Origin of the sequence: Bradyrhizobium betae (assembly GCF_050632175.1) — a bacterium.
GTDB classification, from domain to species: domain Bacteria; phylum Pseudomonadota; class Alphaproteobacteria; order Rhizobiales; family Xanthobacteraceae; genus Bradyrhizobium; species Bradyrhizobium betae_B.
This window is the reverse complement of sequence record NZ_CP192576.1, coordinates 5,901,034-5,922,866: the sequence shown is the minus strand read 5'-3', so window position 1 is coordinate 5,922,866 and position 21,833 is coordinate 5,901,034. Positions and strand designations below refer to the sequence as shown.

At 64.4% G+C, this 21,833-nt stretch carries 26 protein-coding genes and 2 pseudogenes; 8 read left to right on the top strand and 20 right to left on the bottom strand.

Annotated features, from left to right (window positions below; all coding sequences use genetic code 11):
• The first annotated feature begins 69 nt into the window (after positions 1-69).
• The 4 genes from ACQ86E_RS28385 (at position 70) to ACQ86E_RS28370 (ending at position 3,070) form a co-directional block, all read left to right on the top strand.
• The gene (locus tag ACQ86E_RS28385; RefSeq protein WP_431202792.1) at positions 70-987 is read left to right on the top strand and encodes a LysR family transcriptional regulator; all 918 of its coding nucleotides are present in this window, start codon (positions 70-72) and stop codon (positions 985-987) included.
• Between the two features lie 19 nt (positions 988-1,006).
• On the top strand, positions 1,007-1,507 hold the full coding sequence (locus ACQ86E_RS28380; RefSeq protein ID WP_431202791.1) for a peptide deformylase: 501 nt from the start codon (positions 1,007-1,009) through the stop codon (positions 1,505-1,507).
• 267 nt (positions 1,508-1,774) lie between these two features.
• Positions 1,775-2,821, top strand: a complete 1,047-nt coding sequence (locus ACQ86E_RS28375) for a permease (RefSeq protein ID WP_431202790.1) — start codon at positions 1,775-1,777, stop codon at positions 2,819-2,821.
• A 12-nt stretch (positions 2,822-2,833) separates the two neighbouring features.
• Complete coding sequence (locus ACQ86E_RS28370; RefSeq protein WP_431202789.1) at positions 2,834-3,070, top strand: thioredoxin family protein; 237 nt, start codon at positions 2,834-2,836, stop codon at positions 3,068-3,070.
• Between the two features lie 148 nt (positions 3,071-3,218).
• Here ACQ86E_RS28370 and ACQ86E_RS28365 read toward each other — a convergent pair.
• Positions 3,219-3,389, bottom strand: a pseudogene (locus ACQ86E_RS28365) (GyrI-like domain-containing protein); the annotation flags it as partial.
• A gap of 68 nt (positions 3,390-3,457) precedes the next feature.
• Positions 3,458-4,129 (bottom strand): TetR/AcrR family transcriptional regulator, encoded by a 672-nt coding sequence (locus ACQ86E_RS28360; protein WP_431202788.1) that lies wholly within the window; start codon positions 4,127-4,129, stop codon positions 3,458-3,460.
• Between the two features lie 77 nt (positions 4,130-4,206).
• Between ACQ86E_RS28360 and ACQ86E_RS28355 the strand changes: the two are divergent.
• Together ACQ86E_RS28355 and ACQ86E_RS28350 are read left to right on the top strand one after the other, a co-directional pair.
• Positions 4,207-5,347: pseudogene (locus ACQ86E_RS28355) on the top strand (FAD-dependent oxidoreductase).
• 105 nt (positions 5,348-5,452) lie between these two features.
• Complete coding sequence (locus tag ACQ86E_RS28350; RefSeq protein WP_431202787.1) at positions 5,453-5,803, top strand: cupin domain-containing protein; 351 nt, start codon at positions 5,453-5,455, stop codon at positions 5,801-5,803.
• A 72-nt stretch (positions 5,804-5,875) separates the two neighbouring features.
• Here the strand turns inward: ACQ86E_RS28350 and ACQ86E_RS28345 are convergent, their stop codons facing one another.
• The 3 genes from ACQ86E_RS28345 to ACQ86E_RS28335 form a co-directional block, all read right to left on the bottom strand.
• Positions 5,876-6,757, bottom strand: coding sequence for an AraC family transcriptional regulator (locus tag ACQ86E_RS28345; RefSeq protein WP_431202786.1), 882 nt, complete (start codon positions 6,755-6,757; stop codon positions 5,876-5,878).
• A 171-nt stretch (positions 6,758-6,928) separates the two neighbouring features.
• On the bottom strand, positions 6,929-8,182 hold the full coding sequence (locus ACQ86E_RS28340; RefSeq protein ID WP_431202785.1) for a serine hydrolase domain-containing protein: 1,254 nt from the start codon (positions 8,180-8,182) through the stop codon (positions 6,929-6,931).
• 264 nt (positions 8,183-8,446) lie between these two features.
• Positions 8,447-8,956, bottom strand: a complete 510-nt coding sequence (locus ACQ86E_RS28335; RefSeq protein WP_431202784.1) for a hypothetical protein — start codon at positions 8,954-8,956, stop codon at positions 8,447-8,449.
• A gap of 297 nt (positions 8,957-9,253) precedes the next feature.
• Between ACQ86E_RS28335 and ACQ86E_RS28330 the strand changes: the two genes are divergently transcribed.
• Positions 9,254-9,571 (top strand): ArsR/SmtB family transcription factor, encoded by a 318-nt coding sequence (locus ACQ86E_RS28330; protein WP_431202783.1) that lies wholly within the window; start codon positions 9,254-9,256, stop codon positions 9,569-9,571.
• Positions 9,572-9,575: 4 nt separating this feature from the next.
• Here the strand turns inward: ACQ86E_RS28330 and ACQ86E_RS28325 are convergent, their stop codons facing one another.
• The 14 genes from ACQ86E_RS28325 to ACQ86E_RS28260 form a co-directional block, all read right to left on the bottom strand.
• Positions 9,576-10,127, bottom strand: coding sequence for a YeeE/YedE thiosulfate transporter family protein (locus ACQ86E_RS28325; protein WP_431202782.1), 552 nt, complete (start codon positions 10,125-10,127; stop codon positions 9,576-9,578).
• 12 nt (positions 10,128-10,139) lie between these two features.
• Complete coding sequence (locus ACQ86E_RS28320; RefSeq protein WP_431202781.1) at positions 10,140-10,691, bottom strand: YeeE/YedE thiosulfate transporter family protein; 552 nt, start codon at positions 10,689-10,691, stop codon at positions 10,140-10,142.
• An 85-nt stretch (positions 10,692-10,776) separates the two neighbouring features.
• On the bottom strand, positions 10,777-11,862 hold the full coding sequence (locus ACQ86E_RS28315; protein ID WP_431202780.1) for a YeeE/YedE family protein: 1,086 nt from the start codon (positions 11,860-11,862) through the stop codon (positions 10,777-10,779).
• Positions 11,863-11,949: 87 nt separating this feature from the next.
• Positions 11,950-12,393 (bottom strand): DsrE family protein, encoded by a 444-nt coding sequence (locus ACQ86E_RS28310; protein ID WP_063684308.1) that lies wholly within the window; start codon positions 12,391-12,393, stop codon positions 11,950-11,952.
• Positions 12,394-12,401: 8 nt separating this feature from the next.
• Positions 12,402-13,307: an alpha/beta hydrolase gene (locus tag ACQ86E_RS28305; RefSeq protein ID WP_431202779.1), complete on the bottom strand. Its 906-nt coding sequence runs from the start codon at positions 13,305-13,307 to the stop codon at positions 12,402-12,404.
• Between the two features lie 14 nt (positions 13,308-13,321).
• Positions 13,322-13,753: a hypothetical protein gene (locus tag ACQ86E_RS28300; RefSeq protein ID WP_431206580.1), complete on the bottom strand. Its 432-nt coding sequence runs from the start codon at positions 13,751-13,753 to the stop codon at positions 13,322-13,324.
• A 26-nt stretch (positions 13,754-13,779) separates the two neighbouring features.
• Positions 13,780-14,472 (bottom strand): c-type cytochrome, encoded by a 693-nt coding sequence (locus ACQ86E_RS28295; protein WP_431202778.1) that lies wholly within the window; start codon positions 14,470-14,472, stop codon positions 13,780-13,782.
• The gene (gene soxC, locus ACQ86E_RS28290) at positions 14,456-15,718 is read right to left on the bottom strand and encodes a sulfite dehydrogenase (RefSeq protein WP_431202777.1); all 1,263 of its coding nucleotides are present in this window, start codon (positions 15,716-15,718) and stop codon (positions 14,456-14,458) included. The genes ACQ86E_RS28295 and soxC overlap by 17 nt, the downstream gene beginning before the upstream one ends.
• Positions 15,719-15,724: 6 nt before the next feature.
• Positions 15,725-17,416, bottom strand: coding sequence for a thiosulfohydrolase SoxB (gene soxB / locus ACQ86E_RS28285; protein ID WP_431202776.1), 1,692 nt, complete (start codon positions 17,414-17,416; stop codon positions 15,725-15,727).
• Between the two features lie 27 nt (positions 17,417-17,443).
• Entirely contained in the window at positions 17,444-18,265 is an 822-nt protein-coding gene (gene soxA, locus ACQ86E_RS28280; RefSeq protein WP_431202775.1) for a sulfur oxidation c-type cytochrome SoxA, read from the bottom strand.
• Positions 18,266-18,293: 28 nt separating this feature from the next.
• Positions 18,294-18,620 (bottom strand): thiosulfate oxidation carrier complex protein SoxZ, encoded by a 327-nt coding sequence (gene soxZ, locus ACQ86E_RS28275; protein WP_094974899.1) that lies wholly within the window; start codon positions 18,618-18,620, stop codon positions 18,294-18,296.
• Positions 18,621-18,637: 17 nt separating this feature from the next.
• Positions 18,638-19,090 carry a thiosulfate oxidation carrier protein SoxY gene (gene soxY / locus ACQ86E_RS28270; RefSeq protein WP_094896300.1) on the bottom strand — a complete coding sequence of 151 codons (453 nt, stop codon included), beginning with the start codon at positions 19,088-19,090 and terminating at the stop codon, positions 18,638-18,640.
• Positions 19,091-19,109: 19 nt separating this feature from the next.
• On the bottom strand, positions 19,110-19,565 hold the full coding sequence (soxX, locus tag ACQ86E_RS28265) for a sulfur oxidation c-type cytochrome SoxX (RefSeq protein WP_431202774.1): 456 nt from the start codon (positions 19,563-19,565) through the stop codon (positions 19,110-19,112).
• Positions 19,566-19,693: 128 nt separating this feature from the next.
• A complete protein-coding gene (locus ACQ86E_RS28260) occupies positions 19,694-20,317 on the bottom strand; it encodes a SoxW family protein (RefSeq protein ID WP_431202773.1) in 624 nt (207 codons plus the stop codon).
• Between the two features lie 41 nt (positions 20,318-20,358).
• On the opposite strand from ACQ86E_RS28260, the gene ACQ86E_RS28255 reads away from it, so the two are divergent.
• A complete protein-coding gene (locus tag ACQ86E_RS28255; protein WP_431202772.1) occupies positions 20,359-21,078 on the top strand; it encodes a hypothetical protein in 720 nt (239 codons plus the stop codon).
• Between the two features lie 2 nt (positions 21,079-21,080).
• Here ACQ86E_RS28255 and ACQ86E_RS28250 read toward each other — a convergent pair whose 3' ends face one another.
• The gene (locus ACQ86E_RS28250) at positions 21,081-21,812 is read right to left on the bottom strand and encodes a cytochrome c biogenesis CcdA family protein (protein WP_431202771.1); all 732 of its coding nucleotides are present in this window, start codon (positions 21,810-21,812) and stop codon (positions 21,081-21,083) included.
• Positions 21,813-21,833: the final 21 nt, after the last annotated feature.

Sequence of the window (21,833 nt, the reverse complement as noted above, 5' to 3'; positions counted from 1 at the left end):
GAGATACGGCTTTTGAGGTTTGATGATAATGAACGTTGAACTCGAAACCCTTTTGCGAAAGGCGCAAAGATGAAAGATCCGCGTTTTGCGGAGCATCTGGCCATCTATGTCGACGTGGTTCGTGGCGGGAGTTTCTCCAGCGCCGCGCGTCATCGCGGTGTCACACCCTCAGCCATCGTCAGGCAGATCGACGCGCTCGAGCAGAGTCTCGGAGTGCCCCTGCTGGTCCGCTCGACCCGCGCGCTCGCGGTGACCGATGCCGGAGAGCGACTGTTCGAACGCGCGCAGCGGTTGCTCGACGACCTCGCCGACACGCACGCCGAGATCGCCGCTTTCGATGGTGCGGTCGCCGGCGTGCTTCGCCTTGCCTGCTTTCCGACCTTCGGCAAGCGCTACGTGATCCCCACTCTCGAAACGGTCATGCGGGATCATCCCGGCCTCATGATCGAGCTCGATCTCACCGAAAGGCTCGCCGATCCAGTGCTGGAGCGGCTGGACGCCGTGATCCGGATCGGCGAACTTGCCGACAGTACTCTGATCGCGACCAAGCTGGCATCGCAGACCAGGATATTGGTCGCCACTCCGGCCTATCTCGATCGTCATGGTACGCCGACCGTAGGGAACGACCTCACCGGCCATCGGCTGATTGACAAATTGCACGGCGCCGACCTGCTCGGCTGGACGGACGTGCTTGGTCACCCCGCAGGCACAGCCCCCGAACAGCAAGCCGTGTTTCGATGCGACGATTTCGAAGCGATGCGTCTCGCGGCGCTCGCCAGCATTGGCGTGGCATTCCTTGCCGACTGGGTGGTCGGCGCAGATGTGCGCGCCGGTACGTTGACACGAATCCCGATCGACGGCGAACCTTGGAACGAGATGAAGACCGGCATCTACCTGTTGCGGGCCCTGGCTCAGCCGTCTGCAAAACTGACCATCCTGACCGCCGCCTTGCGGGAGTCCATCGGATCGCCGCCGGTGTGGGCGTAGTGCGGATGCCGATCACATCATGACCATCCGCCCCCTCCTCCGCTATCCTGACCGCCGCCTCGCGCTGCCGGCCCGCCCCGTCACCGCGTTCGACGACGCCCTGCGCGAACTCGCAGCGGATCTGCTGGAGACGATGCGCGCCGCGCCCGGCATCGGCATCACGGCGCCGCATATCGGCGTCCCCTTGCGCGTCGTCGTGCTCGAACTCGACGCCAGGGAGGGTCCGCGGACCTACGTCAATCCGGAGATCACATGGGCTTCGCCGGAGTTAATCATGCACCGCGAGGGCAGCGTCTCGATGCCCGGGATTAGCGACGAGGTGCAGCGTCACGCGCGTGTGCGGATCAGCTATCAGGATCTCGACGGCACCATCCAAAGCGAGGAGCCCGACGGCTTGCGCGCCGTCTGCCACCAGCACGAGATCGACCAGCTCGACGGCATGTTCTGGATCCAGCGGCTGTCGCGGCTGAAGCGCGAGCGGCTGGTGAAGCGGTTCGAGAAGATCGCGCGGAACGCGTAAGCGTTGCGGCGCGTCCGGCGTTGCGATCACCAGGGCACGGGCTGACCGCGCCAGTCGCAGAACCCGCCGCCGGCTTCGCTGGTGTCGCGCCCGGCCTGAGGCTGGTGACTTGACCAAGGTCAATGCAGGCATGCCGATTTGCGCCTAAGCGCTTCGTCATGCTGGCCGCGCGCACGCGAAGACGCGTCGGCATATCTGCCCGACGCGGCTCGCTGCGTCTGGCCTCATCCGGACCGCCGTGTTCGATCAGTCGCAGAGTTGCATGACATGACCACCCAGGCACTCGGGTTCAGGCGCTCTCCGGTTGCGTGGATCGGCGGCATCGCGGTCGCAACCGTGGCATGGTTCGCGATCTACCGACAACTCGAAGATTTTTCGCGAACGGCGGTTGCGCGAATGCCGATCCCTCAGGGCAGCGCGCTCGCCTCCTCGATCGAGTTTTTCCTCTACGATACGCCCAAGGTGCTGATGCTGCTGGCCCTCGTGGTCTTTGCCATGGGGGTGGTGCGGAGCTTCTTTTCGCCGGAGCACACGCGCGCGATGCTGGCGGGCAAGCGCGAAGGGCTGGGCAACCTGGCCGCGGCCGGCCTCGGCGTGTTCACGCCGTTCTGTTCCTGCTCGGCGGTGCCGCTGTTCGTCGGTTTCGTGTCGGCAGGTGTCCCACTCGGCGTCACCTTTTCCTTCCTCATTGCCGCTCCCATGATCAACGAGGTCGCGCTCGGACTGCTGTTCGCACTCGTCGGATGGCGCGTTGCGCTCACCTACCTGGCGTTCGGACTTGCCGTTGCCATCGTTTCGGGTTGGGTCATAGGCCGACTGCATCTGGAGGGCTGGTTGGAGGAATGGGTCCGCAATGTCCGTGCGGGAGATACCGACGTCCAGCCCGACAAGATGAGTTGGGTCGATCGGTTCGAGGCGGGCTGGAACGCTGTCAAGGAGATCGTCGGCAAGGTCTGGTACTGGATCATCGCCGGGATCGCAGCCGGCGCCTTCATCCACGGCTACGTACCTGCCGAGTTGCTGTCGCGCATCATGGGCGCCGACGCGTGGTGGTCCGTGCCGGCCGCAGTCGCGCTCGGCATCCCCATGTATTCCAATGCGGCAGGCATCATCCCGGTGGTCGAGGCCCTGCTGGGCAAAGGCATGGCGCTGGGGACCGTCCTTGCCTTCATGATGTCGGTGATCGCCCTGTCGTTTCCGGAAATGATCATCCTGCGCAAGGTGCTAAGCCTGAAATTGATCGCGGTCTTCGTCACCGTCGTTGCCTGCGGAATCCTTGCGGTCGGATTCCTCTTCAACGCCCTGTTTTCCTGAAAGGGACACGTCATGAAAGACATCAAGGTGCTGGGCCCGGGTTGCGCCCGCTGCAAGACGACCGAAGAGATGGTCAAGGCCGAGGCGGCAAAGCTCGGCGTCGACGTGACCGTCGAGAAGATCACCGACTACGAGGCGATTGCCAAATTCGGCATCATGTCGACCCCCGGCATCGTCATCGACGGAAAGGTCGTCCACGCCGGTGGCCTTCCCAAAACGGATGACCTTCAGCGCTGGCTCCAGGCTTGACGACGCCTGCAAACGCAGAAGGCGGGCTTGTCCCGGCCGTCTCGACCCTTCTCGCGGCACAGGGCACGTCGGCTTGGGACGGGCGGAAGGCCCGAGGTGCATCGCGTGCGGCTCGTCTCAAGCCACGAGGCGCGTCTTCGGCAACGGCCTACTTCAGCGGCAGAAAGACGTCCGCCACCGTCTCGTGCTCCGGCACTTCCGGGAAGAAGCTCAGCCGCTGGCAATAGATCGGGAAGTCGCGGGCGTCCTCGCCGCTGGCCGGAAACCAGTCGCGATAGAGATAGAGCGCGGCGGGCTCCAGATTGTCGGTGTAACCCACAAAAGAGGTGGATGACACCAGCGGACTGCGTTACGCGCAGCCGCGGCTCATCCACCCGACGCTCCGTCTCATCGAACCGCTGCGATGCCGGCCAGGATCAAGTCGACGCCGGCAAGGAATTGCTCGCGATCGTCGTGGTCGCGCAGTTGCGCCGCCATCTGCCGCACGAATGGATATTTCGCGGGATCGAGCGCGGTCCACTGCGCCGCGACGGAGCCGAGAAAAGCCGATCGATCCGTGCCGGGAGCGACGAGCCGGGCGTTTGCGGCGTTCTGTCCGGCGACGCCGAGGATGTAGTGCAAGAGCGCGGTCACGGAGTTGAACTGCGCCGCGCGGGGTCCGCCGAGCGCGTGAAGCTGTCCGCTGACGCTCTCGATGATCTCCAGCGTCGCGGGCCGCCATGGCTCGCGAAAGAGCTGGGAACCGACCCACGGATGCGCATCGATGGCGTCGAACACGCCCAGCGCAATTGCGCGGATCGCCTCCTGCGGCTCCTTGCTGCCGGCCGCCCCGGTGATGACACGGGCGATGACTTCATCGGCGGCTGCAGCCAACAGTTCATTCTTGTCGGCGACGTGCCAGTAGATCGCTCCGCTGCCCGTTGCCAGCCCTGCAGCAAGCGCACGGACGGTCAGAGCGCCCTCGCCACCGGCGTCGAGGATATCGATCGCGGCCGCGACGATCCGCTCCCTGGATAGCGCCTCGGTGCGGCGTGCAATTCGGTGAGTCTTCTTGGCCATGGACGCCATCTTGACATGAATGGAACGTTGCTCCAATAGTCTGGAACATCGTTCCATAACTCTTCGTGAAGGACCCGATGATGCCAACGGTCACGATTGTCGGTGCAGGCCTCGGTGGCCTTACCCTCGCACGCGTCCTTCACCTTCATGGCATTCCGGCGACGGTGTACGAGGCCGAAGCTTCGGCAATCGCGCGGACACAGGGCGGGATGCTCGACATCCACGACGACAGTGGACAGCTTGCGTTGAAGGACGCGGGCCTGTTCGGCGAATTCCGCGGCCTCATCCACGAAGGCGGACAAGCCTCGCGCGTGCTCGACCCTCAGGCGCGCGTGCTGCTCGACCGACCGGACGACGGCACGGGCGGACGACCCGAGGTGCATCGCGGTGCCCTGAGGCGCCTCCTGCTCGATTCCCTGCCCGCCGAGACGGTCCGATGGGACAAGAAGCTCAGCGACGTTGTCGCCCGCGGCGACGGGCGGCATGAGCTGAGATTCGCCGATGGCTCCAGCGCAAGCACAAACCTGCTCGTGGGTGCGGATGGCGCTTGGTCGAGGGTGCGGCCGCTGCTGTCCAAGGCTGTGCCGGACTATGTCGGCACCTCCTTCATCGAGATGTATCTCCACGACGCTGACATCAGGCACCCCGCGGCGGCCGAAGCGGTCGGCGGCGGCGCATTGTTCGCGCTCGCGCCCGGCAAAGGCATTTTCGCGCACCGCGAGCCCAAGAGCGTCCTTCACGCCTACATCGCGTTGAAACGCTCGGACGAATGGTTCTCCGCCCTCGACTTCAGCGACGTCGTCGCAGCGGTCGCGCGCATCGCGGCCGAGTTCGACGGCTGGGCGCCGGCGCTCACCGCGTTGGTCACCGACGCCGATACGCCACCAGTCCTGCGCATGCTCCACACGCTGCCGAACGACCATCGCTGGGCGCGCGTGCCTGGCGTGACGCTCGTCGGCGATGCCGCGCATTTGATGCCGCCCGCCGGCGAAGGCGCGAACCTCGCCATGCTCGACGGCGCCGAGCTCGGCAAGGCGATTGCCGCGCGTCCCCTCGACATCGAAGCTGCGCTTGCGACTTACGAAAATGTGATGTTCTCCCGCAGCCAATCGGCCGCCGCCGGCGCGCATCAGATCCTCGAGCTTCTGCCTCGGCGACCGCGCGCCGTTCAGCCTGCTCGAGTTCTTCAGTGGCATGCGCGGGCCGGAGCGCGGCTGAATCGTTCCAGCCACGCCTGCGTCAAACCGCCCCGCAAGGCGAACAAAAGCACCTGCCCGAGCGTTTCTTTCACTCCGCCAGTCTCTTGCACAGGATGGAGCATTCATGAAAGTTCGCAAATTCGCCATCGCCGACGCTTCGCTCGAACGCTCACCGGGGCAGGACGGCGACATCTTCGCCGGTAACGTGATCGACCAGCGCCATGGCGGGCCGATCACCATCGGCTTTGGCCGCTACGGACCGAATCAGAAGCTCGACGAAAAGCTCTCGGTCGACGATGTCATGCTCGTCCTGGAAGGAAAGCTCTCGGTCACCAGCGACGGAAACACCGTCACCGCAAGTCCCGGGGAGATCGTCTACATGCCGAAGGGCGAGACCGTCACGATCCGCTCGCACGAGCAAGGCGCGGTCACCGCCTACGTCACCTATCCGCATTGGCAGGAAGCGCGCGGTTGAGCCGCGAGCCTGATCATTGACGACGGCCCGTCGCTCTAACGAGAGGAAGAGCCGGGCCGCCGTCAGAGCGCGCTATTTCAGAGGAAGAAACACCTCCGCGACCGTCTCGTGCTCCGGCACCTCCGGAAAGAAGCTCAGCCGCTGGCAATAGATCGGGAAGTCGCGTACCTCCTCGCCGCTGGCCGGAAGCCAGTCGCGATAGAGATAGAGCGCGGCGGGCTCCAGATTGTCGGTGTAGCCGGCCACGCGCAGCACGGCGCAGCGTCCGCCGGGGATCTCGCCGGCCTTGATCGCCTCGCCGCATCCCGCGACCGGCCGGTTGGTGCCGACGCAGAGGTCCACGCTGTAGTCAGCCGGCGAGGCAGGACGCCGCTCGGACCGCCAGACATTGAACGTCGGACTTGTGCTGGGATGCAGGTTCGCCGCCTTGCGCCAGGCGATGAAGCGCTGGATGGTGGCGCGAAGCGTCGCCGGGTCGCCCCGATGCTCCATGATCGCCACTTTCGTGGTCGGCACATCGCGGATCGTCACGTCGTCGGTGGAAAAAGTCGTCTGCATCATCTTGCTCCTCGCGTTGTCGAGAGGCCCGAAGGCCGCAAGCCACGGCTCCCACACGGGCGATTTCCGGAACGACGACGGCGATTGCCCGAGCCGTTGCCGAAAGGCGCGGGCGAAGGCATCGGGCGCGTCGTAGCCGGCATCCATCGCGATGTCGGTGACATCGAGAGCGTCACTGTAGGCCAGTTGATGCGACGCGCGCTTCAGACGGGCGAGCTGGACATAGCGATGCACCGACAGCCCGAAGGTTGCCGTGAACTGCCGGTGGAAATGGAATTTCGAGAAGGCCGCGACGGCGCTCAACGTGTCGAGGTCCAGATCGGCGTCGAGGTGACGGTCGATATGGTCTAGCACCCGCAGCATCCGGTCCTGATAGTTTTGCAGCGCCGCCTTCATCGTCCCTCCTCCGTGGCGGCTACACTTTGGCGCGGATGGCCATGATGCGCTCGACCGATCTTGCGGTGATGGCAGCCTGTAGGGCGGATTAGCGAAGCGTAATCCGCCATTTATCAGCGCGACGTGACGATCGATGGCGGATTACGCCTTGCGGCTAATCCGCCCTACGAGTCACCCACCCGCCATCAACGCCTTCGCCAGCGCCATATACGCCGGCAGTGTCACGGGATCATTCGCTGCGTTGCCCGCCACGGGATGCGAGGCGTAGCGCGCGATCACCATCTCAGCCCTGGGATCGACGTAGATGCCCTGACCGTAGACGCCGCGGGCCATGTAGGCACCATGGGCGTTGTGCGTGACCCACCATTGATTGCGATATGAGGCACCCGGCAACGTGGTGTAGCCGGCCGGCTTGAACTTTTCGGGGTCGCCGCCGCGCGTAATGTCTTCGACGACGGTCGCAGGCACGATCTGGCGGCCGTTGAAGTGGCCGTGGTTGCGGATGGTCTCGCCGAAGCGGGCGAGATCGCGCAGCGTCGTGGAGAGGCCGCCGCCGCCGCTTTCGGTGCCGATGCGGTCGACGTGGTAATGGGCATCCTCTTCCGCGCCCATCGGTTGCCAGATCCGCTCGGAGAGACAATCGGACAGCGTCATGCCGCTGGCGCGCCTGATGATCCAGGCGAGCACGTCGGTGTTGACGGTCTTGTAGGCAAAGGCCTTGCCGTGCTCGCCCTGCTTCGTCTGCGCCATCAGGAAATCGAAGATGGTGGTGGGGCCGTCATAGTCGGGCGGAATCGGCGCCATGCCGCTGGCGCGCCGCAGGCCCCAGACGTGCGAATTCTTGTCGGTGTAGACTTCGGTGTATGCGAGCCCCGTGGTCATATCCATGACCTCCTGCACCCTGGCATCGCCGAACGCGCTGGCCTTCAGCTCCGGCACATAGTCGGTGACGGGCGCCTGCGGATCGATCTTGCCCTCGCTGACCAGAATGCCCGCGAGCACGCCGGTGAACGATTTCGTCACGGACATGCCGATATGCGGCTTGTGCGGCTTCAACGCGCCGAAATAGCGCTCAAAGATCAGCTTGCCCCGATGCAGCACGGCGATGCCGTCGGTGTAGGTCTCCTCCAGCATCTTGTCGAAGGTCATGGGCCGCCCGTCCATGGTGGTCGAGGCGACCGCGCCGATGTCGCGATCCTCACGCGGCAGCGGCGACGCCGGCCCTGCCCCACGCCAGACGTTCACCGTGGGCACCAGCTGGCGGATGTTGCTCCAGGCCCAGCGCAGTTCGGGGAAGCTGCGGAACGAGCCGTCCTGGAAGGTGATGAGGCGGTCCGGGGACGGCGGGAATCCGCGCATCCAGCCGAGGGTTTCGGGGTCGGTCTCAGCGGCGGTGGCGGGCGAATTGGGGGCGGCAGTGGACATCGAGGCAGACTCCGGAGGCGGCGATGCCGACTCCGTATCATGGGGCCGAAGGCTCGACATCCCGCGTTTGCGCTGGGGTCATGCGCGCCGACCGAACATGCAGAGCGTCAGTCCTCAAGTTCGTAACATGGTGCCACCGGACCTGCGGAAAATGGCGAAGGCGGCCTGAAGTCTTGGCTCGCATCGAACCCTGTGGGGAGTCACCGGCCAACCGGGGCTGCGCTGCAGGTCAATTCCAGTTCTCGAGCTTTCGGCGCAGCCGGATCACTTTTTGGTCGCGCCCTCAGATCGCGGCTGTACCGCCCCGCCGATTCTGTTCGAGACAACGTAGACGTCGACACCGCTCATCGAGCATTCCTCGCTCGATGCCCGGCTGTTCGTGATGACCTCGATCGTCTTGCCATCGCTGGTGCGAAACGTGATGTCGTAAACCTGCTGGTAGAGGTCTTTGCCGATCTTTTCGGATGCGAGACGAACGGCCCTGGTCTGCGCCTCGATCACCGACGGGATATCAATCAGGCCGGCGTTCTTGAGGTGCACGAGGGCCATGTTGGTGGGCCAACTCGCGCAGTCCGGAGACTTCGCCAGAGCCGCCGCAGCGGGCACGGCAAATATCGCGGCCATCACAATTTTCAACGCGGCGCGCATCAATGCACCACCTTGATGATGGGGTCGCCACCTTCCCAGTTGCTTGCGCCTGGTGGGAAGGACGGCAACGTCCATGCCGTCGCGATCGCCGGGCTTGAGCTTCTGAAGTCCCGTATCGGTCAACAAGGTCCTCTCCGTTCGGTACGACACCAGATACCACCATGGACAATGATGGTACAGAACCGACCGAAACTGAGCACCTAAAGCGCGCCCTCGACACTCTCCGCCGCCAGACATTCTGCTGCTCCCCGTCAGTTCCAGGCAAGGTCGCGCAAAGAACCTGAGGAGCCGATAGAGATCAATCCATGTTGAGCTCCCGAGAGGCAATATCGAAATTGCCGTTCATCCCTTGCATCACTGCGCCAGTGCGTTTGACGACTGGCGGATGGATGCTATTGAAGACGGCAGAAGAGCAAGTCAGACATGAGCAAGACAGACACGCGCGCGCTGGAACGGCAGGCCAAGGAAGTGGCCGCCCTTATGCGCATGTTCGCGAGCGAGCACCGGCTGCTGATCGTCTGCAAGCTGGTCGAATATGGGGAAGCCAGCGCCGGCACGCTCGCCGAGGAGGTCGGCCTCTCTGCCTCGGCACTGTCACAGCATCTGGCCAAGCTCAAGGCCGAAGGCGTGGTCGCTGCGCGCCGCGACAGCCAGACCATCTGGTACCGCATCGCCGACCGACGGGTCGAGGAGCTGTTCTCGACCCTGCACCGGCTGTTCTGCAGCCCACGCAAGCGCTGAAGCGTTAACCCCGCTTCTGCTTGGCTTCAGCGGATTCCACCCACCAGAAGAACGCCACAGCGCCGACCGCGAGCGCTGCGAACCAGGCGATGTCCGGGATGTGCGTGACATCCGGAAGCCGAACTTTGCCCAGCGCCCAGACGTTGAGGACATGCGCCTTCAGCCAGTCGAAGCTCAGCGCGTAGAGGATGGCACCGGCGACCATGCCGAGCGCGCCGACCAGCGCATGGACACTGCCCGTGGCGATGGCGCCGAGCGCGGTGCCGGGGCAATAGCCATAGACCACCATGCCGACACCGAACAGCGCGGCGCCGAGCGCCACCGCCAGCATGTTGGCATCCTTCACGTAATATTTGGTGTTGCCGGTATCGGCGAGCAGCAGCACGCCGAGCCCACCGACCACGATCGCAGTGCCCATCACCTTGAGTACGGTGAAGTCGCGCAGGCGGAACTGGTTCTCGATCACGTTGCAGTTCGTCACTTTGCCGCGTTGGAGCAGAAAACCGAAAGCTGTTCCCATCAGCAGCGGACCAAGGATTGTCATAAACGCAGCCATCTCTCTTCTCCTCTATCGCTTGCGAAACATGAGCGCGGAGATGCCGAGCCCGGTGGCGAACATCACCGCGAGGAACAGCCAGCTCGACACCGCGAGCTGCAACCCGCCGGAGATGCCGTGCCCGCTGGTGCAGCCGCCGGCAAGCCGTGCGCCATACATGATGACGGTGCCGCCGAGGAATGCGCCGACGAAGCGTTTGGCGATCGACGGCCCGAACCGTTCCTTCCAGACGTCAGGCACGAGCTCGAGCCGCCACGTGCCCGACATCACCGCCGCGATGAACGCGCCGGCGGGAATGCCGACGAGAAACCAGACCCCGTAGTCCCATTTGAGCGGCATGCTCTTCCAGTAGGAATTCTGCGCCACCGCCTCCGGACCGATCACCGGGACGGCGAACAGCGAGGCGATGCGGGAATAGGCGGTGGTGACGCCAAGCGGGTCGCCGAACACCGCAAAGGCGATCCAGCTCAAGAGCCCGATCCCGGCGCCGACGAGATAAGGCGACCAGTCGATCCGCGCGGTGCGCGGCGCTTCGCGAACATAGCTTTCCGTGATGGTGGTCATGTGTGCGTCTCCCCGACAGCGGCGCGACCGGGCCGCATCGGAGAAAATCATATTCAAGAATTATACTTTAGCAAAGTCTAAATTATCAGGTGCCCGGCGAACCTACCCCTTGCTGCGGGTGCGGCATGCCGGCGCGGTCGACGACCAGATCGGTGAGCCCCGCCCCGAGCCACATGCCGCCGAGCACCAGCCAGGCGGTGAGCGCGAACACCGAAGCTCCGGTCACACCGGCGCCGACCGCGCAGCCGACGGCGAGCATCGCGCCGAACCCCATCAGCACCGCGCCCAGCAGGTAGCGGCGCATACCGAACCCGTCGGAAAACCCCTCGAGCCTCAACTCATGCGCGATGGCTGCGGCGACGAATGAGCCGAGGAACACGCCGGGGATGATGCCGAGGTCGAATCCGAGACGAAGCTGCGAACTGTTAAGCACGAGCATCAGCAGTTCGGCCGAGGGACCGCTGAAGGTCAGGCTCTTCAACGTCACGGGTGCGAAGGAGGCCTGCGAGAGCTGATAGGTCAAGAGCCAGCCCGCAACCACTGCCAAGCCCGTAGCCAGCGCGGCCAAGATCAGCCGGCGCGGCAAATTGCTGCGAAAGGCGAAGGCGAACCCCGCGATCAGCCATAATCCCCCGAAGGCGATCTTCTCGGGCGTGCCACCGCCGAACACCGCCATGATGTCGCGCGACGGTCCACCGTCGACCAGCCACAGATTAGTCACCCATTCGCGCGCGGGCGACAGCAGGCCGTGATAGGAGGCCTGCGCCGTCACCGCGAACACCAGGCCCGACAGCAGAGCCCCCAGATTGCCGTTGGCCGAGAGCACGAGCAGCCGACTGGCGCAGCCACGCGCGAGGATCATGCCGCAGCCGAACATCACGCCGCCGACCAGCGCGCCGGAGATGCTGCCCTGCTGCGCGAGCTGGCGCGCCTCGGACACGTCGAGCCAGCGCAGCGCGACCAAGCCTTGTGTCCCGACCAGCGCGGCGGCGAAGGTCAAGAGCCACACCGCGAGGCGCGGACCGCCCTCGCCCCGCGAGAATTCCACCGCCGCGGCACGCAGGCAGAAGCGGCTGCGCTGGGCGAAGAAGCCGAAGAGGCCGCCGACCAGGAGGCCGCCGAGCCATGCCAACCGGTCCTCCCCCAGGAAATCGATGAGTGTCGTCAGCACGGCCGTCTCAGTATTTCATTGAGATCTGCCATCCTATCGCGCCCTGAGGCGCCGCCCCATGAGCCAAATCAAGGCTCGCGTGTTGATTCAGGGACGCAGATAGGCATATCCCTGCTGTTGCAGCTCGGCGAGCCGCACCACGCCGCCCTTCTCCGCCACGACGAAGCCTGGCGTGAGGTCATCGAGCTTGACACCCTGCGCCTTCATCGTGTTGGCGCAGGCATCGAAGCCGACGCCGGCATCAGCAAGCTTCTTCATCATTTCGATGGTGTGATCATCGGCGGCAAGCGCGTGGAAGGCGCGCAGCGCAGGCCCATGCACCACCAGCCGGATATCGGCCTTGCCGGGCCCGCCGACGCCATCGACATGGTTCTGGAGATTGCCGAGCACGAAGACGACGCGATCGGCGTCGGCGAGGTGATAGACGACGCGCTGCCGCGTGGGCATTTCCGTCGCAGCATTTGCCTTGCGCATGGCGAAGGCACCAAATAATCCGGCAAGGCTCGCGCGAAGCATGGATCGGCGCTGCATGGTCCCTCCTAGCGGGTCTGCTTGATGAAATCGGCGATGCGGTCGGCTACGTCTTCCGCAAACAAGTCGCGGAAGAAATGATCGGCGTCCTCGATCTTGTCGAGCTGCACTCTGCCGCCGCTCGATTCCGCGACCGGTGCGAAGGACGCCACCACATCGGGCACGACCGTATCCTTGGTTGCGGCGAGCACCAGCACCGGCAGCTTCATGTGCGCCACCAACGCCGCCGTGTCTTGCGCGGCGTCGGCGGCATAGAAGGACGCAAAGGCGCGCGCGGTCACCACCGCATTGCGGCAATAGATGAAGCCCGGGGCATCCATCCATTCGCCGCCGCCTCCCGCCGCCACGGCTTTGGTCGCCTCCTCGAGCTGCGGCTTGAGCGGCTTGCCATAGGTCTGGGCGTAAGACGCGCGCAAATCAGCCTCTGCTTGCGCGGTTACGGGTGCCAGCAGCACCGCACCCACGACCGGCAAAGCTTCGCCTGCCGCCAGATAGCGCGCCACCTGGTTGCCGCCGCGCGAATGGCCGAGCGTGACAACCAGCCGGGACATGCTCTTCGCCTTCGCCACCCAGGCGCCGATCTCAGTAACCGCGTCCCCGGCAACATAGTCGTGCCGAGTCGCGCAGTCGTACATGCCCTTACGACGATCGAGCCCCAGCGACAGCGTATGGGCGAGCGAGGCGATGCCGCGCTGTTCGAGCGCCTTCGCGATGCCCTGGATGACCTCCATATCCTTGTGCGCGAGCGTGCCGTGGGTCATCACGACGAGCGGGGTATCCGGTCCCATCGCGATGGGCATGCGCAGTGTCGCGAGCGTCGTGCGGCCGCCGATCGACAGCTCAAGCTCCTGCTCGACGGCGCCGGCAGGCCGGACGAGAAGCAGCAAGACCGCCAATCCCATCAACCTTCGCATCGGCGGCTCTCTCCTCAGGGACGGACAATCGTCCAGTTCTTCTCGACAAGATCCATCAGCATGGCAACCCCGACCTGGGTGACGCTCACGCCCGCGATCAGCGGCGGCCGCTTGCCCTCCTTCACCGCCAGCGTCTCCAGCGTATTGCCGCAGGCGATGAAGCTCACATTGGGCATCGATTTCAGGAAGTTCGCCAGGCGCTCCCTCACCGGCGAGCGGTCCTCGAGCAGCATGTCGAGGCCGCCATTGAAGGCGACCACCACGATATCGATGTCCTCGCCCTGGCCCGAATAATGCCGCGAGACGTTGGCCGCAACATCGAGCACGGCGCGCATCTTGACCGGGTCGTCGTCGCTGATCTGCAGCGCAAGCCGGTGCGGCTCGACCGCACAAGACGGGGCTGCGAAACCGGTCACGATAAAGGCGGCGAGCAGCCCGCAAAGCAATCCACGGCGGCTCGCCCGCCCCTTTCTCACTCCACGCCCCGCGGCTTTCCGTCCTTGCCGTCCTCGGGCGTCACGTCGATGACGGCGGCGCGTCCGGTGATCTTCACCGGCGCGATGCAATCCTTCATGCAGGGATCCTTCTGCCAGAAGGACTTCTCGCTGGTCGCACGATCGTCCATCACAAAGCCCTGCTCGTTCGGCATCTTGATCGCGGCAAGGTTCTTGTTGCTCAGCTCGAAATTCTGGTCGGTGACGACGTCGTTCAGGTAAAGGACATAGGCGACGAGCGCGTAATATTCGTCGACCGAGAACGACTCGGCGTTGCCATAGGGCATGGCGTGACGGACATAGTCGAACACGGTCGAGGCGTAGGGCCAGTACGAGCCGACCGTCTTGACCGGATTTTCCGATGTCAGCGAGCCCTTGCCGCCGGCCAGCACCGGCCAGCGACCGTTGCCCTCGCCGAACTCGCCATGGCAGGTCGAGCAATTGTCCATGAACAGCTTCTCGCCCTGCGCGACGGTGCCCTTGCCTTCGGGCAGGCCCTGGCCGTCGGGCCGCACGTCGATGTCCCATCCGCGGATCTCGTCCGCGGTCGGCACGCGGCCGATGTGATAGCGCGGCCCGCCCTTGACGTCCGCCTTCTGTTGCGCGAGCGCCGGCGCGCCCAGCGCGCAGGCGAGCAACCCGGCTGCGATGAACTTAAGCGACTTCGACATTCTCGACCTCACCATTGGCCTGCACATGCCAGGTCTGGATGCCATTGTTGTGATAGATGGAGTTGACGCCGCGGATCTTGCGCAGCTCGGCTTTGCTCGGCTGCACGTAGCCGGTCTCGTCTTGCACGCGCGATTGCAGCAGCAGCGGCTCTCCGTTCCAGTCGAACTCGTAGTAGAAGCGCGTCAGCGCCTTGTCGAGAACGGGACCATCGATCCGCGCCGGCCACCAGTTGCGGCCGCCATCGAGCGAGACGTCCACGCGCTTGACCTTGCCGTTGCCGCTCCAGGCCAGACCCGAGACGATGGTAAAGCCTTTGCCGTGCCTGATCGGTGCCTGCGGGCTCGGGCTCGTGATTACGGACTTGGCGTCCATCGACCAGGTGAAGCGGCGTGCCTTGCCGTTCGGCATGAGGTCCGTGTACTTCGACGTCTCCTCACGGGTATGCCAGGGCTGGTCACCGACCTTGATGCGGCGCAGCCACTTGACCCAGAGATTGCCCTGCCAGCCCGGCACCACGAGCCGCATCGGATAGCCCTGCTCGGGATAGAGCGCCTCGCCGTTCATCTTGTAGGCGATGATGCAATCGTCAAGCGCCTTCTCGATCGGCAGGCTGCGATCCATCGCAGCTGCATCGGCGCCTTCGACCAAGAGCCATTTGCCGTTGGTCTTGACGCCGGCTTCCTCGAGCAGCGTGCGCAGCGACACACCGGTGTACTGCACGCAATGGATCATGCCATGGGTGAACTGGCAGCCATTGAGCTGCGCGCCGCGCCACTCCATGCCCGAATTCGCCGCGCATTCCATGAAGTGGATGCGGTTGACGCGCGGATAACGCTTCAACTCCTCCAGCGTGAGAATGAGCGGACGCTCGACAAGGCCATGGATCATCAGGCGATGATCGGCCGGATCGACCTCGGCGATGCCGCCGTGATGCCGTTCGAAGCAGAGCCCGTTCGGCGTGATAATGCCTTCGAGTTCGTGCAGCGGCGTGAAGCTCACCGAGGATTCGCGCGAGGCAGTCAGCCATTCGACGTCGCGCCGGATGACGTCCTTCTCGAACTTCGACGGCTTGCCGTACGGGCGCACGGCAACGCCCTCGCCGAGCGACTTCGTCCACTCGGGCACATTAGGCGGCTGGTTGGCGGGATTTCCACCAGCGGCTGCCGGTCTTGCCAGCATCGCGGCCGCGACGCCGGCGCCGGTGGCCAGGAAGCTGCGACGGGATTGGCTGTCTGTTCTCGACATCGCTTCTTACGCTCCGGTAACTTTGACGGCCCTGTTGGGCTCGAGCCGAACGGTTTTCTGTCGCGTCAGGTAGTTCGCGACGACCTCCCAGATCGGCGGCCCTTCGGTTCCTTCGTTGACGCTGGCCCAGCCGGCAACCTGGTATTCCCTGGCGGGATCGATCGGCGTGCCGGTCTTGAGGACCTGCATGCCGGAGATGCGCTGCCCCTGCGGCTTGGCGACGTCGATCGCGTAAGACAGTCCGCCGATCCGCACCATATCGCCGCCCTGCTGGTAGTAGGGATCGATGTTGAAGAGATTGTCGGCGACGTCCTCGATGATCTCCTTCAACCGGCTGCCCGTCATGCCCATGCGGTAGACCGCGGGATAGGTGATCGCAGTGGCGTTGGTGACGTCCTCGAAGGTGATGTCCTGCCCCGGCAGCACGCTGGTGCCCCAGCGAAAGCCGGGTGAGAGCGCGATCTCGGCGTCGCGCTCCTGCATCAGCGCCTGGCAGATCAGGTCATCAAACGTGCCGTTGAAATTGCCACGCCGATAGAGCAGCGAGTCGGTCTTGCCGAGCACCTTGGCCAGATCGGTCGCGAAGGGCTTGCGCACCTCGGCGATCTTCGCGGCCATCTCGGCGTCCGCCGTGATCACATCGGAAAACAGCGGGATCAGCTTATAGCGGAACGCCTTCACCTCACTGTCGCGGACGTCGAGATCGAGCCGCGAGACGAACTTGCCGGACGAGCCCGACGCGATTAACAGGGTCTTGCCGACCTTGACGGCCTCGGGCAGCGCATCGTGGGTATGCCCGGTCAGGATGACGTCGAGGCCCCTGACACGGTTCGCAAGCTTGCGGTCGACGTCGAAGCCGTTGTGGGAGAGCAACACGACGAGCTGCGCGCCGCCCTTGCGCGCCTTGTCGACCTGCGCCTGGACGTCCTCCTCGCGCACGCCGAATGACCAGTTCGGAATCATCCAGCGCGGATTGGCGACCGGCGTATAGGGAAAGGCCTGGCCGAGCACGGCGATCTTGACACCGCCGCGCTCGATCATGGTCGAGGCCTCGAACGCCGCCTCGTTCCATTCGGTGTCGCGGATATTGAGGCCGAGGAACGGGAAGCCAAGGCCATCGATGGCCTGCTTGACCCGCTCGGCGCCGTAGGTGAACTCCCAATGACCGGTCATGGCGTCGGGCTTCAGCAACGCCATGCAGTCGATCATGTCCTGGCCGCGCGTCTTCAGCGACGTCCACGATCCCTGCCAGGTGTCGCCGCCGTCGAGCAGCGCGACCTTATCGCCGCGCTCGGCGCGGATCGCCTTGATCACGGTCGCGGCGCGGTCGAGGCCGCCGATCCGGCCGTAGCTCTTGGCCAGCGCCTCGAAATCCTCGGAGGTCAGCGCATAGGCCGCGGACGAGCCGGGCGTGATGCCGAAACGGGCGAGAAATTCCTTGCCGGTGACGTGGGGCGGAAGACCTTTCGCCTCGCCCACGCCGAGATTGGTCGAGGGCTCGCGGAAATAGAGCGGCATGAGCTGGCCGTGAATGTCGGTCACGTGCACCAGCGTGACGTTGCCGAGCGGCTCGAACGCAAGCAACTCCTTCTCGGTCAGGCGCTGCTGGGCGACCGCCCGGGTCAGGCCGGAGCCGACGCCGGTCGAGAGTGCCGCCGTTGCCGCGGCAACCTGAATGAACTCGCGCCGAGAGATCATGCGCAATACTCCTGCAAGCTCATCGTTTCAGTTGCGGACCGACGGCGTCTCGACCGGCAACCCGACGCCGCGCCAGGCGACATAGAGCTCGAGCGCAAGGAACTCGTCCGAGAGCGGCTTGAACGGCTCGGCGCGCACGTCGAACATGCAGCCTTCGAACCGCTCATGCAGCGGCACCAGCCGCTGGTCGCGCAGCCGATAGGTCGGGAAGCCGTTGGTCTGCCCCTGACTCAGGAAGTCCGCACGCATGAACTTGCCGTTGTTGCGCTCGTGGCAGGACGCGCAGGCGAGATCGAGCTGTCCATAGCGCGTGTAGTAGGCCTGCTTGCCGCGCTCGAACCACGGCGACATCGGCCCGTCGGTCTTCACCGCCACCGGCATGCCGTGCGATTGGTATCGCACGAAAGTGGTCATGTCGGTCAGCTCCCTTGTTTTGAATTTCCAGGGCTCCGCCTTCATGTGCTCGCTGCGGCAGATGTTGATGCGCTGTTCGAGATTGACCGGCTTCTTGAGCTTGTCGTCCCATTTTGGCATGGCGGCGCCGACGCCCTTCATGCTGGTTTCGGCCTCACCATGACAGCTCATGCAGGATTTGCCCTCGCTGCCCTCGGCCTTCTTCCAGGCATCCGCCGCGCGCTCCACCGCGAGGAAGCCCGGGTTCTCCAGGTCGTCGTCCTGCAGGGCCCGCGTTTCCTTGCTGCGGAACTGATAGCCGGAAATGATGGTCTTGAAGACGTGTCCGGGAGGCGCTGGGATGCCCTTGCGCTCTGCCACCTGCGCGGAGGCATACGTCGCCACCGATGCGGCCGCGGCGATCGCGACAGCTAGTCCAATATAGCGCGACAGCATCCGCCCTCTCCCTCGAAGCTCTACGGCACTACGCCTTGAGCGCGATCTTCTCTTCGGCCGTGATCACCGAGCCGTCGTCGTCGGTCCAGGCGAACTTGAACGTTCCGGCTTCGTCGATCCTGGCGTCGAACTGGATGTAGGGGTTGGCCGAAATCGCGGGCTCCAGCGCGCAGCTGAAGACCGGCTTGCCGTTGAACTCGCAGGTGAACTTGTTGATGATCTTGCGCGGTATCGGCTTGCCCTGCGCGTCCTTGCGCTGGCCCGACTCCATGACATGCGAGACCAGGGTCTTGATCTGGATGATTTCGCCCTTGGCCGCTTCCTTGGGAAGCTTGAGGCGCGGTTTCTCCGCCATCGTCCGTCTCCTTTAGCTTAGCCGCCGCAGCCGCCGATTGTGACCTTCACGGTCTTCTGCTCCGTGAACAGCGACCCGTCGCTCATTTTCGCGACCGCAACCACGTTCTGCGTGGTGGCGAGCCGGATCCGGATCGATGCTTCCGCCTTGCCCGAGAGCGGCGTGAACATCAGCGTCGCGACACCGGCATTTGGATTGCCGTCCGCGAGGATCATGACTTCCTTGACATAGGAGTCCGCGGTCATCGGGCTTTCGACCGTAAGCGACAGAGGCACGGTGTTGCCGTTTTCCGCGATCTCCGGCAGGTCGAGCGAGATCTTTCCCTTGACCGGTTGCTTGCCGCCCGTGAACTTCTCGATCCACTTCGCCGCGTCGCCCGTCACTTCGGCATCGGCCGCCATGGGCATCAGGGTCAGCATGACGAAGCCGCCCCCGAGCGCAAATGCCTGCCGTCGATTGATGGCTTTCATTCCTTGATCCTCCTCGCCGTCAGTTCAGCGTCTTGAGATAGGCGACCACGTCCTCGACCTGCGCGGCCGTCAGAATTGACTTGCCGACGAACTCCGGGCGCACCCGGCTCAAGCCGTCGTTCTTGAAGAACGCCGGCATGACAGTGTCTGTGAAGATGCGCTTGGGATCGGCGACGATGAGGCGGAGCTGCGCCTCGGTGTAGCGTCCGGCGACGCCGTCGAGCGACGGACCGAACTCGCCGTGAAATTCCTCGGACTTCAGGCTGGTGACCTGGTGGCAGGCCAGGCAATTGCCGAGCGTGCGCGTCAAAAAGACCTTCTTGCCGGCGACAGCATTGCCCGGCGCACCGGTCAGGGATTTCGGCAAGGAATCATCGACGACATCGAGCCTGATCGGCTCCTTGACAGCCTCTTGCGCCAGGGCGCTTGCGGCTGACAGACAAAGTGCAAACGCACCCATAAGCAAGCGCCGCATGTTCCCTACCCTTATTGCGGGGTGACGCCCGCTTCCGATCACGATGGACTCACGATCCATCAAATTCAGTTATTATGATATGTTCATGTGATCTGCGCCGTCAAGCGAAATTCGAAAGACGCCTCCGGTCAGCCGTTCGCGGCCAGAAAATCCCGGAACGAGCCGCGCTCATAAGCGCGCTCCCGCACGAAGCGAAACATCGCCAGGAAGTGCGGCGGCTTGAGATAACCCGGGGCGCGGGCCACTTCGCGCGCCATCGCGTCCTTTGCTTCGAGACCATCAGGGGATGTCGGAAAGAACTGAAACGTCGGCGTGAACCGGATCCCGTATTTCTGGGCGAGTTCTTTCTCTGATAGTTCCTGGCGATCGAAGTCCGTCACCTTGCGCGAACCGATCAGATTGAGCTGCAGCACCTCGAAATTGTCGCGGATATAGCTCGCGATGCCGGCGTCGCCGAAGTTGACCAGATGCGTCTCGCGGCAATAGGGGCAGCCCCGCAGCTCCCACATGATAGCGAGGCGCTTGCCGCTGGCCGCTGCGCTCTCCAGGTCCTCGCGCAGATCGAGGAAGCTCTGCAGAAACCAGGGCTCGTGATAGAGCCCGTCTTCTCCGACCGTGGGCTCGGCCGCCGCCGCGCGACGGCCGGCCAAAGCCGCGCTTGCCGCGAATGCCAGAAGGCCGCGGCGCGTCGGCCCCGCAAGCGACGTCGGGATTTCGTGCTCCGGAAGATCTTGCGCGTTGCTCATTTTCATTATGATATTCGAATACACGAATGTGACAAGGAGATCCGATCTTGCGCTGCACCATCGCGCTGCTGGCGTGGCTGGCCTCGACCGCGCTCGCGCCCGGCGCGGAAGCCGATAGACCTGCGGATGTCGCATCGGCGATGGCGCCGATCATGGCCAATCTGCGCACGGCCGCGAGCTATGCGCGCACCGGAAATGTCGCGCTGGCACAGATCGAAACCGACCAAGCAGTCGCCCGGTGGAAACGGCTGGCTCCGAACGCATCCGGTGTCCTGCCCGCCAACGCGCCGGCCGGATGGCCGCGATTTCTCGACCGGGGTCACGAACGACTGACCACGGCGACGGGCGCGCTGGAGCGAGGCGACACTGTCGCCGCCGGCCGCGAGTTGCTTGCGCTCCGGCAGGCTCTTCACGAGCTCAAACGTCACGCGGGGCTCTATGATCTCGGCGATTGCATCTTCGAGATCGCGCCCGCCATGGAAACCTTGCGTGTCGCGGCCATCAGATATGGCGAACAGCCGGCACCGGCGAACGCCGAGGAAACCGTTTCCGCCGCAAGCGCGTTCCGCGATCGGCTCGTACGCTGCAACGAATGGGCAAATAGCGAGATCGCCGCCCAGGGCGAATTCCGCCGCCTGATCGAAGGCGCAATCGCCAGCAGCAGCGCGATCGCTCATGCTGCGATGGCCAGCGACGGCCCCCTGGTGCATCGTTACCTGATCGAGTTGCAGTCCTTCGCCCAGTTGCTCGACTTTCGCTACGGCTAGCCTCAGCCGATGCTGGTCAGTCCAGGAAAATGCTCGAGCAGCCATTCCGAGACCGTGGGCATCAATCCGGTCAGGAACATCAGACCCGTCGCGACCAGGAAAACGCCCATCGTCTTCTCGATCAGGCCGAGATGCCGGCGCACACGGCCGAGCGCGGCAATGAAGCGGCCGGTGAAGGCGGCCGCAATCAGGAAGGGAATGCCGGTCCCGATCGAATAGGCGAGCAGCAGCAGCGCGCCTCGTCCGGTCGTGTCCTCGGAGCCTGCCATCAAAAGGACGGCGGCGAGGATCGGGCCCGCGCAGGGCGTCCAGCCAAACGCAAATGCCAGGCCCATGACGAAGGCCCCCGCCACGCCGGCCGGGCGGTTGTCGACCTGCACGGTCGCGCTACGATAGAGTAGCGGAATCCTGAACAGCCCCAGAAAATGAAGACCCATCACGATGATCAGCCCGCCGGCGACGATGCCGAGCGTCGACAGATGTGTGGAGATGAAGCGTCCCGTGAGCGACGCGGTCGAGCCGAGCGCGACGAACACCAGCGAAAAGCCCGCCACGAAGGCCAGAGCGGAGATCAGAATCCGTGGCCGCAGATCCGGCCGGTCGCCGGACAGATCCGTGACCGAGACCCCGGCCATGTAGCACAGGAAGGGCGGCACCAGAGGCAGGATGCAGGGCGACAGAAACGACAACAGGCCCGCGACAAAGGCCGCACCAAGCGTGACATCCAAGGTCATTCCGCCCATCCCTAGCACATA

Coding starts and splice junctions, on each gene's coding strand:
- ACQ86E_RS28385 (WP_431202792.1), top strand. CDS start 70: ATGAAAGATCCGCGTTTTGCGGAGCATCTGGCCATCTATGTCGACGTG.
- ACQ86E_RS28380 (WP_431202791.1), top strand. CDS start 1,007: ATGACCATCCGCCCCCTCCTCCGCTATCCTGACCGCCGCCTCGCGCTG.
- ACQ86E_RS28375 (WP_431202790.1), top strand. CDS start 1,775: ATGACCACCCAGGCACTCGGGTTCAGGCGCTCTCCGGTTGCGTGGATC.
- ACQ86E_RS28370 (WP_431202789.1), top strand. CDS start 2,834: ATGAAAGACATCAAGGTGCTGGGCCCGGGTTGCGCCCGCTGCAAGACG.
- ACQ86E_RS28360 (WP_431202788.1), bottom strand. CDS start 4,129: ATGGCCAAGAAGACTCACCGAATTGCACGCCGCACCGAGGCGCTATCC.
- ACQ86E_RS28350 (WP_431202787.1), top strand. CDS start 5,453: ATGAAAGTTCGCAAATTCGCCATCGCCGACGCTTCGCTCGAACGCTCA.
- ACQ86E_RS28345 (WP_431202786.1), bottom strand. CDS start 6,757: ATGAAGGCGGCGCTGCAAAACTATCAGGACCGGATGCTGCGGGTGCTA.
- ACQ86E_RS28340 (WP_431202785.1), bottom strand. CDS start 8,182: ATGTCCACTGCCGCCCCCAATTCGCCCGCCACCGCCGCTGAGACCGAC.
- ACQ86E_RS28330 (WP_431202783.1), top strand. CDS start 9,254: ATGAGCAAGACAGACACGCGCGCGCTGGAACGGCAGGCCAAGGAAGTG.
- ACQ86E_RS28325 (WP_431202782.1), bottom strand. CDS start 10,127: ATGGCTGCGTTTATGACAATCCTTGGTCCGCTGCTGATGGGAACAGCT.
- ACQ86E_RS28320 (WP_431202781.1), bottom strand. CDS start 10,691: ATGACCACCATCACGGAAAGCTATGTTCGCGAAGCGCCGCGCACCGCG.
- ACQ86E_RS28310 (WP_063684308.1), bottom strand. CDS start 12,393: ATGCAGCGCCGATCCATGCTTCGCGCGAGCCTTGCCGGATTATTTGGT.
- ACQ86E_RS28305 (WP_431202779.1), bottom strand. CDS start 13,307: ATGCGAAGGTTGATGGGATTGGCGGTCTTGCTGCTTCTCGTCCGGCCT.
- ACQ86E_RS28295 (WP_431202778.1), bottom strand. CDS start 14,472: ATGTCGAAGTCGCTTAAGTTCATCGCAGCCGGGTTGCTCGCCTGCGCG.
- soxC (WP_431202777.1), bottom strand. CDS start 15,718: ATGTCGAGAACAGACAGCCAATCCCGTCGCAGCTTCCTGGCCACCGGC.
- soxB (WP_431202776.1), bottom strand. CDS start 17,416: ATGATCTCTCGGCGCGAGTTCATTCAGGTTGCCGCGGCAACGGCGGCA.
- soxA (WP_431202775.1), bottom strand. CDS start 18,265: ATGCTGTCGCGCTATATTGGACTAGCTGTCGCGATCGCCGCGGCCGCA.
- soxZ (WP_094974899.1), bottom strand. CDS start 18,620: ATGGCGGAGAAACCGCGCCTCAAGCTTCCCAAGGAAGCGGCCAAGGGC.
- soxY (WP_094896300.1), bottom strand. CDS start 19,090: ATGAAAGCCATCAATCGACGGCAGGCATTTGCGCTCGGGGGCGGCTTC.
- soxX (WP_431202774.1), bottom strand. CDS start 19,565: ATGCGGCGCTTGCTTATGGGTGCGTTTGCACTTTGTCTGTCAGCCGCA.
- ACQ86E_RS28260 (WP_431202773.1), bottom strand. CDS start 20,317: ATGAAAATGAGCAACGCGCAAGATCTTCCGGAGCACGAAATCCCGACG.
- ACQ86E_RS28250 (WP_431202771.1), bottom strand. CDS start 21,812: ATGACCTTGGATGTCACGCTTGGTGCGGCCTTTGTCGCGGGCCTGTTG.